General features: G+C 61.7%; 7 protein-coding genes, 1 tRNA gene and 1 pseudogene. 6 read left to right on the forward strand and 3 right to left on the reverse strand.

The features are described 5' to 3' along the window. A partial coding sequence (locus P0D89_RS49655) for a PAS domain-containing protein (RefSeq protein WP_408379174.1) occupies positions 1-914 on the reverse strand: 914 nt, incomplete at its 3' end. Between the two features lie 529 nt (positions 915-1,443). On the opposite strand from P0D89_RS49655, the gene P0D89_RS49660 reads away from it, so the two are divergent. The 4 genes from P0D89_RS49660 (at position 1,444) to P0D89_RS49675 (ending at position 2,502) form a co-directional block, all read left to right on the forward strand. Beyond that, positions 1,444-1,520: transfer RNA gene (locus tag P0D89_RS49660), tRNA-Met, on the forward strand. Between the two features lie 184 nt (positions 1,521-1,704). Beyond that, on the forward strand, positions 1,705-1,947 hold the full coding sequence (locus P0D89_RS49665; protein WP_408368948.1) for an Arm DNA-binding domain-containing protein: 243 nt from the start codon (positions 1,705-1,707) through the stop codon (positions 1,945-1,947). A gap of 13 nt (positions 1,948-1,960) precedes the next feature. After that, on the forward strand, positions 1,961-2,059 hold the full coding sequence (locus tag P0D89_RS49670; protein ID WP_408368950.1) for an SEC-C metal-binding domain-containing protein: 99 nt from the start codon (positions 1,961-1,963) through the stop codon (positions 2,057-2,059). Further along, positions 2,026-2,502, forward strand: coding sequence for a DUF3024 domain-containing protein (locus P0D89_RS49675; protein ID WP_408368940.1), 477 nt, complete (start codon positions 2,026-2,028; stop codon positions 2,500-2,502). Before P0D89_RS49670 ends, P0D89_RS49675 begins: the two co-directional genes overlap by 34 nt. A gap of 64 nt (positions 2,503-2,566) precedes the next feature. Here P0D89_RS49675 and P0D89_RS49680 read toward each other — a convergent pair whose 3' ends face one another. Next, positions 2,567-3,622, reverse strand: a complete 1,056-nt coding sequence (locus P0D89_RS49680) for a UPF0149 family protein (protein ID WP_408379175.1) — start codon at positions 3,620-3,622, stop codon at positions 2,567-2,569. Positions 3,623-3,722: 100 nt separating this feature from the next. Next, the gene (locus P0D89_RS49685) at positions 3,723-4,412 is read right to left on the reverse strand and encodes a tyrosine-type recombinase/integrase (protein WP_408368952.1); all 690 of its coding nucleotides are present in this window, start codon (positions 4,410-4,412) and stop codon (positions 3,723-3,725) included. Between the two features lie 575 nt (positions 4,413-4,987). On the opposite strand from P0D89_RS49685, the gene P0D89_RS49690 reads away from it, so the two are divergent. Together P0D89_RS49690 and P0D89_RS49695 are read left to right on the forward strand one after the other, a co-directional pair. Then, positions 4,988-6,961: a putative Ig domain-containing protein gene (locus P0D89_RS49690; protein ID WP_408368946.1), complete on the forward strand. Its 1,974-nt coding sequence runs from the start codon at positions 4,988-4,990 to the stop codon at positions 6,959-6,961. An 80-nt stretch (positions 6,962-7,041) separates the two neighbouring features. Continuing rightward, a pseudogene (locus P0D89_RS49695) lies at positions 7,042-7,334 on the forward strand (IS4/Tn5 family transposase DNA-binding protein). The last annotated feature ends 355 nt before the right edge of the window (positions 7,335-7,689 follow it).

Genomic DNA, 7,689 nt, shown 5'->3' on the forward strand with positions numbered 1-7,689 from the left:
GCGGCGGCCTCCGTGTTGCTCAGAATCGCGGTAAGGGGCTGGTTCAGTTCATGCGCGATCGACACTGCTAGGTGACCCATCGTTGACACGCGCGTCAGATGGGCCAGTTCCTGCCGGTTTCGGTACAGTTCATACCGCTCCGTTCTGTCGATGATGGCCGCGAGCACGGCCTCTTCATCTTCGAATCGAATCGTCTTGCAGCCGACCTCGACCGGGAACTCGGTTCCGTCCTTGCGCCGCGCGAACAGATCGCGAGGGGCCGCCACTATAGAAGCGTGTGCCATGCGGGAGATCTCGGGTTCCGGCGTGGACTCGTTATCGCTCCGCAATTGCGAAACGAGCATAGTCGCAGGCAGCCCGCTCAGTTCGTCACGTCGATACCCGAAGAGCCTTTCGGTCTGCTCATTAGCCAGCACAATCCGCCCGTGTTGACCAATCATGAGAATTGCAATCGGCAGGAATTCCAGAGCGCTCCGGAATTTTTCTTCGGCCTGCCTGCGTTCGGTGATATCGACGCATGAACCAACATAGCCGAGAAACGTGCCGTCGACGTCCTCCTGCGGCACGCCGGTATCGAGGATCCAGCGATACACGCCATCCCGTCTTCGCAGACGGTATTCCCTCGTGAAATCCTTGCGCGCGTCAAACGATGAGACGTAAACGCTCAGGCAGCGTTCGAAATCGTCCGGGTGGACACCCTCTGCCCACCCGTTGCCGATTTCCTGCTCCAACGTGCGGCCCGTAAAATCCAGCCACGGCTTGTTGAAAAACGTACTCAGCCGAGCCGTATCCGACATCCAGATCATCACCGGAGCCGTGTCCATCATCGTCCGGAAGCGCGCTTCCCTTTCCCACATGGATTTTTCCTCTCGCGCGGCTTGTCGCCCTTGACGGGCCTGCACCCCGCGATACAAGCGCCCTGGCGCGGGGGATCAACCTGACACTGCGTCAATGACGCGACAATCTCAGCTTGCAATTTTGCAAGGTCCGCAGACAACAAAACGGGGCAAAAGTTGACTCCGTCGTAGTCGTTAAAGAGGGATGGTAAATGTGTGGCATGCTTACTGCAATGACCCTCGATCAGACGCGAAACGGCGGCTGGTTGGATTCGACCTATGAGAAGCTTTGCATAGCGCCGAAGAGCGGTCGTTCACACTGGGATCGGTGACCGTCTCTTCATGGCCGACGGATAGGGACGCCCCTTGAATCCTGGCCGCCGTCCCCCGGCGTGCTCCCGGCGTGCCACTATAGAGTTCTCGCCGAATGTGGTCCCACGCGCACCGATATTCTCAGCTAATGTGGTCCCGCAACCGCCGATGTAATCGGTCCCAGCGATTTATGTTATCGGGCCGCTACAGCTAGGCGGACACCGCCAACACCCAATGACCTGCGGCGCTGGCGGGTCTTGTTGACCGGAACCGACAACCCCAGTACACTCCGCGCCGCGGGGTGGAGCAGTCTGGCAGCTCGTCGGGCTCATAACCCGAAGGTCATAGGTTCAAATCCTATCCCCGCAACCAACATATGAAGCCCGTCAGGTGAACGCCTTACGGGCTTTTTGCTTTGCTTCTTTTGGGCGTTGCAGCCGCCGCAGTCGGCCACGCTACGAACTGATCAAGGAACCGATTGTGACCCCGTTAAAGACGCAACTTTGTTACAAACAAAGGAGCGAGGAACGTCCGCGACCGCCTCAGTGAGGCCGTCATTCGTGACGAAAAGCCGGGAACCGTAACCCGGCTACTCCCAGACGGACAGGGTCTTGATTTGCTGATTCATCCTGATGGCAGGAAGTGGTGGCGCTTCAAATACCGCTTGGGCAGCAATGCCAAATGCCTGTTGTTCGGCGATTATCCCGGCGTAAGCCTTGAAGCTGCCCGTCAGCATCGTGACAAAGCTCGCAGCCTCCTCGCTGCCGGCATTGATCCAGTCGCACACCGCGAAGGCTGAATCCCCCATACCGATGCAGTCTGAGAAGGTGGGTCGCAATGACGCTTGCCCCTGTGGCAGCGGGAAGAAATACAAGAAGTGCTGTGGCGCGAGCGTGTTACCGCACGCGTGACTGGTCAAGATCGGCAGGCAGGGATCAAGGATATGGCTCGACAAAAACAGTGGATACCGACAACTCGCGCGCCCCGGCCGGCGCCGGCGGACGAGGTGGAGAAGCGGGCGATCATCGCGGCTTGCGAGAGCTTCATTCGCGAGGTCCTGAAGCCGCGCTTCCTGCCGGAGATCAGACCGACCGAATGGAATTACGTGGTCGACATCCATGGCGCCTGGGCGGCGGGGCGATACCGTTTCATGCAGCGATGCAGGTCGGGCATGGAGCACAATCGCGGCGAGGAGTTCGATGTGCCCTTCGCCCGTATCGACCGGATGGGACGGGACCATTTCGATATCTACTGGATGCGGCACACGGGCAAATGGTGGCGGCTCCATGCCGGTGTGACGCTTGGCGAGGCGCTTCGAATCATCGAAACGGACCGTGTCCTGCATCCGGACTAGCCGTCTGGCGGCGACGACCGCAGCGATGAGCGAGCAGGGGTGCCATGGACCCACGTAACCACAGTCAATGGCGCGTTGTGCTGACTGGCGGCGAACCAGTCACGGCCGCGATGCCTTCGCTGTCGATCACATTCATGGCTTCGGCGAGCGCTGCACTGTCAGTCGGAAATGAATCGTCCCAGACGGTCGAATTGCCGAATTCGTCGACGACCTCGAGTAGCCACGCCCCCTTGCCATCACCGTAGATTTCAACCTCAACGGCAGTGCCGTCGCGTGCGATGCGCCGACTCAGCGGGGAAACAGTCAACGACTCCTCGGCGTCAGACAGAACACGTCTGGCAGGTTCCGGAGCAAAGCCATGCCCGGTGCTTCCGGAACCGGTGGCCACTTCGAGCGCGCCATGACAGCGCTTGTATTTCTTTCCTGAACCGCACGGGCAGGGGTCGTTACGACCCACCTTCGGTGCGCGCCGAAGCGGCTCGCGTTGGGCCATCACACCGGGCATCCTGCCGCGCCCGATCTGCAGCCGGCGCTGTTCGACCCAGTAGTGGTAAATAGCTTGCACCGACCCGGCGAGCGAGCCGGCAAATGCCTGATGCTGATCGAGGCTGTCATTTCGCCGTTTCAGCTCTTCCCACCCCTCCTCCGTGCCGTACAGCATGATCACCGTGAACCATTCAGGGTGCTCCGCGAGGAGCGGCGTCCACGCGGTCCGGTCGACGGCGATGCCTTTGTAATACCCCTCGCACCAGTCGTCGATGACTGAAATCACTTGCCCATCTGATTCGCGTTCAGGGATGAGCGGTTCGTACCCGGCGGACGCATCGTTCAGCATGTCGTTGACGCTATTCCAGTGCCGGATGATCAGCCCGACGATGCCTTCTGACTCGTCCGCACTGGCAAACGTCGGCAGGTCCTGGCCATGCTCCGCATCCCAGACCCAGCCCAGCATGGTGCGAGGCATCATCAGGTTGGGCCCCGAGGCGAGCGCGGTCATAAACCCGTCCATCATCGAAACGTTCATGGCCGCGTCGGGAGCGGAATCGCTGGTCAGGAAATCATCAAGCTGATCGATTTCTGTTTCGTTCAGCGGTGGTGTGGGTACGATTTGGTCTTTCATTTGTTCTCCAGCAGGAGCCTGCGATCGCGGGTCCCGTCCGGCAACCCCACGTGCGCGCCGGTCCGTCCGGCGCTTCTTCGCCGCTGCGGCGCCGTCCGGTTCAGTATGCCACCTTGAACGTCGGCGAATCCTTCGGGCGGCTCTTGCGCCGGTCGTAGATCCGCGTGGTCGCGATGTTCGCGTGGCCGAGCCACTCCTGGACGTTCGCAATGTCGGCCTCGTGCTCGAGCGCGTTGGTGGCGGCGGTCGCGCGCAGGCTGTGCACGCCGAAGCCGTCGACCGCAATCTTCGCCTGCGCTGCGTACGCGAGCACGCATTTATAGACGCCATCGGCGGTGATCGCCGCGCCCCGGGTGGTGCCCTGCCGGCGTTTCACCGGCTGGAACAGCGGCGCGGCCGGTTCGGCGCCGTGGCCGGCGGCTTCCAGATACGCGTGGATCCGTTCGGCACTGCCCGGGTGCAGTGGCAGGTAGCGGGTCTTGCCGCCCTTGCCGTGCACGCGCAGGTGCGGGACGCCGCGGCGCGCGTGGATGTCGCGCACGGTCAGCAGGCACAGTTCCTCGCGGCGCAGCCCGTGATACAGCAGCACCGACAGCAGCGCACGGTCGCGCTTGCCCTTGAGTGTGGCCGTATCCGGCGCATCGAGCAGCGCGCGCGCCTGATGATCGCCAAGCGCCGGCGTCCTGCCCTCATAACTGTCGACCTTCGGGCGTTTCGCGCCCTTGACCGGGTTGAATTCAACCGCGTTCCTGTCGCACAGGTACTCGAACAGCGACGACAGCGCGGCCAGCTTCCGAGGCCGGGTCGGTCTCGGTGAGCAGCTGCAGCGCGCCCTGCGCGCCGGCGATGGGGGACAACAGCGGGGACAGCGGGGAAGACATCAGACGGGTTCTCCTGAAAAGGCTCACCGGCGGCGCCCATAACCGCGCACCGCCGCCGGCGGCAATTTCAAGAGTATCTAGAACACCCAACGCGCGGCGCACCGGTCGGCAGAAACCGGTCGCCGCGCTTTTCCGGAGGCGTCCGGCCGTTCATCGAACCAGCCTGCCCGAGAGGCGGGAGAGGGGTCATCCCAGGATCCGCAAATTTGCGCCCGTTGAGCGTCCGTGCACTGAGCTTTTCGAATGGCGCTGATCGACCCACAAGAGACGCATGGCCTCGCGAGAGTACCTGTCCGCACTCGAAACCATTTCCGCCATTGGCATTTTTCAAACCGTTGCGGTCAGGCGATTTGTTCAGAGCTTGAGCCTATCTGACGATTCGTTTCGCTTTCCGGCATGTTGCGAAATCGAGGCCGGCCAGCACGTGCGTCCATTCCAGTCCGCCAGGCTGCTTGTGCAAACCGGAAAATCCGCCTGATCACAATTGACCGCCGACGGCGGGACGACCTATTCTGAAAAAAACAGTGCCGAGGCCAAGTCCATGCTGACAAAACGTTGGGCGACAGGCTTTCTTGTGTCGCTGGTCACTCTGGCGGCTGGATGTCAGGGCAGTGGCAGCAACGGTGTCACCTCTGCCCCGCCTGCCGGGCTAGCCGAGCGCGATTCTTCGGTGGTGTACGCGCAAGGTATTGCAATCATCCCCGATACGCTGAGCAACAGCGGCGGAGCGATCACGCAATGCAGTGTGTCTCCACCGTTGCCTGCGGGCCTCGTCCTGGATCCGCAGACGTGCGCGATCTCCGGCACGCCCACCGCCGTAAGCAATGACGCGGTTTACACCGTCACCGGCAGCAATGCGGCGGGGAGTGCCACCACCCGGCTGGAGATCGAGGTCAAGGCCACCGCCATCGCACCGGAAAATCTTGGTTACCTGGACAGTTCGGTTGTCTATGTGACCAACCTGCAGATCACACCCAATACGCCAATCACCACAGGCGGCGAGATCACGCAATACAGCGTGTCGCCTGCGCTTCCCGCGGGTCTCTCCCTCGATCCGCAGACAGGCGTCATTACCGGCACGCCAACGACGGTGACCGCGTCGACTGTCTACACGGTCTCCGGGAGCAACAGCGTGGACAGTGTCGAGACTCAGCTCACGATCGAAGTCGCGGCGCAGTTCGTACCGCCAACGAGTCTTGCTTACTCGGACCCCGATCCGGTGTACATCGTCGGCCTGCCGATCGTGGACAACGAGCCGCAGTCGTCGGGCGGTCAAATTACCCAGTTCTCCGTGTCGCCAACATTACCGGCCGGACTGAGTATCAATGCACAGACCGGCGCGATCAGCGGCACGCCAACCGCGGTGGCAGCACCGACCACCTACACCATAACGGGCAGCAACAGCGCCGGCAGCGTCACCGCGCAGGTCATTATTGATGTCGATAACGCGGTGATTGGGGAATGGTTGCCAGCAGACAATCTGAACCAGGGTCGCTACCGGCACACCGCCACGCTGCTTTCAGATGGACGGGTTCTGGCGGCAGGGGGGAGCGGCAAGAGTAGTACGTTGTCCTCGGCCGAGCTGTATGACGCGGCAACGGCTACCTGGTCACTGACCGGAAATCTGCGGCAGCCACGGTATTTTCACTCGGCCACGCTGCTGCCCACGGGGCGCGTTCTCGTGGCGGGGGGGCTCGGAGGAGGCCAGTCCGCCGAACTGTACGACCCTGCAACGGGTACGTGGTTGTCGACTGGCAGCATGAGTCAGGCGCGTGATAGCCAATCGGCCACCCTGCTTTCCAACGGCCTCGTACTGGTTGCAGGGGGACGCGGTTCAGATCGCACCGCGCTATCCACGGCCGAGTTGTACGACCCCGCCGCAGGGACATGGTCGCCAACCGGCGGTCTGGCACAGGCACGCTACAGTGCCACCGCCACCCTGCTGCCTGACGGGCGGGTGCTTGTTGCGGGGGGAAATGGCAGCGCAGGTCTGCTGTCGTCGGCCGAACTGTACGATCCGGCCACAGGTACGTGGTCGCAGACCGGCAGCATGAGCCGGGCACACAGTCTCCACACGGCTACGCTACTGCCAGATGGGCGGGTACTCGTGGCGGGCGGGAACGTTGGAGGGACCGCTGCAATTGCCGTAGCCGAACTATTCGACCCTGCAACGGGCACCTGGTCACCGACCTCCAGCATGAACCAGGCGCGTTACTTCTTCACTGCAACGCTGCTTGCGAATGGCAAGGTGCTCGCAGCGGGGGGAGTTGGCCGTCCGGCGTTTCTGCCGTCCGCCGAATTGTACGACCCCGCTGCCGGCACATGGTCACTGACGGCGAGCCTTAGCCAGCCACGCAACCAGCAAACCGCCACGATGCTGCCTGACGGCAGGGTACTTGCCGCAGGAGGACTCGGCCCGAGCTTTAACCCCCTGTCCTCGTCCGAGTTGTTCCACTGAGATCGATGCACATAAGTCGGGGCGCCCTCTGACAGGTCTACCAAAGCATCGATTCCTGACGGGCGCTACAGTGGTGCGATCTGGAGGTCCAGGACAGCGAATTCCAGGACGTCAGGTTGCTCCGCCGCTTCTTAACCCTGCTAAAACAGCTTTGGACCGGCATGGGAAAACGATCCCCTTCGCGTGTCAGGACTGGACCTCAACCAACGCAGCCTACCGGTTCCCGTCTAATGACCGTGTCAGCGAACACGCTATCCTCCGCGGACATTTCAATGCGACGACGAGGCTTCGATGCCATGCTGGGGACGTAGGTATTCCGGAATTCTCTGAGGTGGCTCAGCCTAACGCGTCGTTCCCGCCAAATTCAGTGTGACCGGAGTAGGTTGCGTTGCACCCGCTCCATGCGGACGCAGCCACCCTTCGCACATATCGGCGCTGGTGAACGTGTGGGCATTTGCGGGTAGTCGTCATCTGGGCTGCAAAAGAAAACGCCTGCGCTTTTCACACAGGCGTTTCCGTGGGCCCGCTACCGCGCCCCAATGAACGATTTCTCGTCCGCTTCTGCATCAGGGGCCGGCTTCCGCGCGGCTCCCTTTCAGTATAGGACGCGCAGCGGGATATCCAAGTCGACGAAACTGACGCAGAACGCAAGTCCTGTTTCGCTACGCGAAGTAGGATGGTCCCGAAGAATAGCTTGCATACATTTGACATAATTAACATTATCACCA

This window comes from Paraburkholderia sp. RL18-085-BIA-A, assembly GCF_046027075.1.
Taxonomy (GTDB): domain Bacteria; phylum Pseudomonadota; class Gammaproteobacteria; order Burkholderiales; family Burkholderiaceae; genus Paraburkholderia.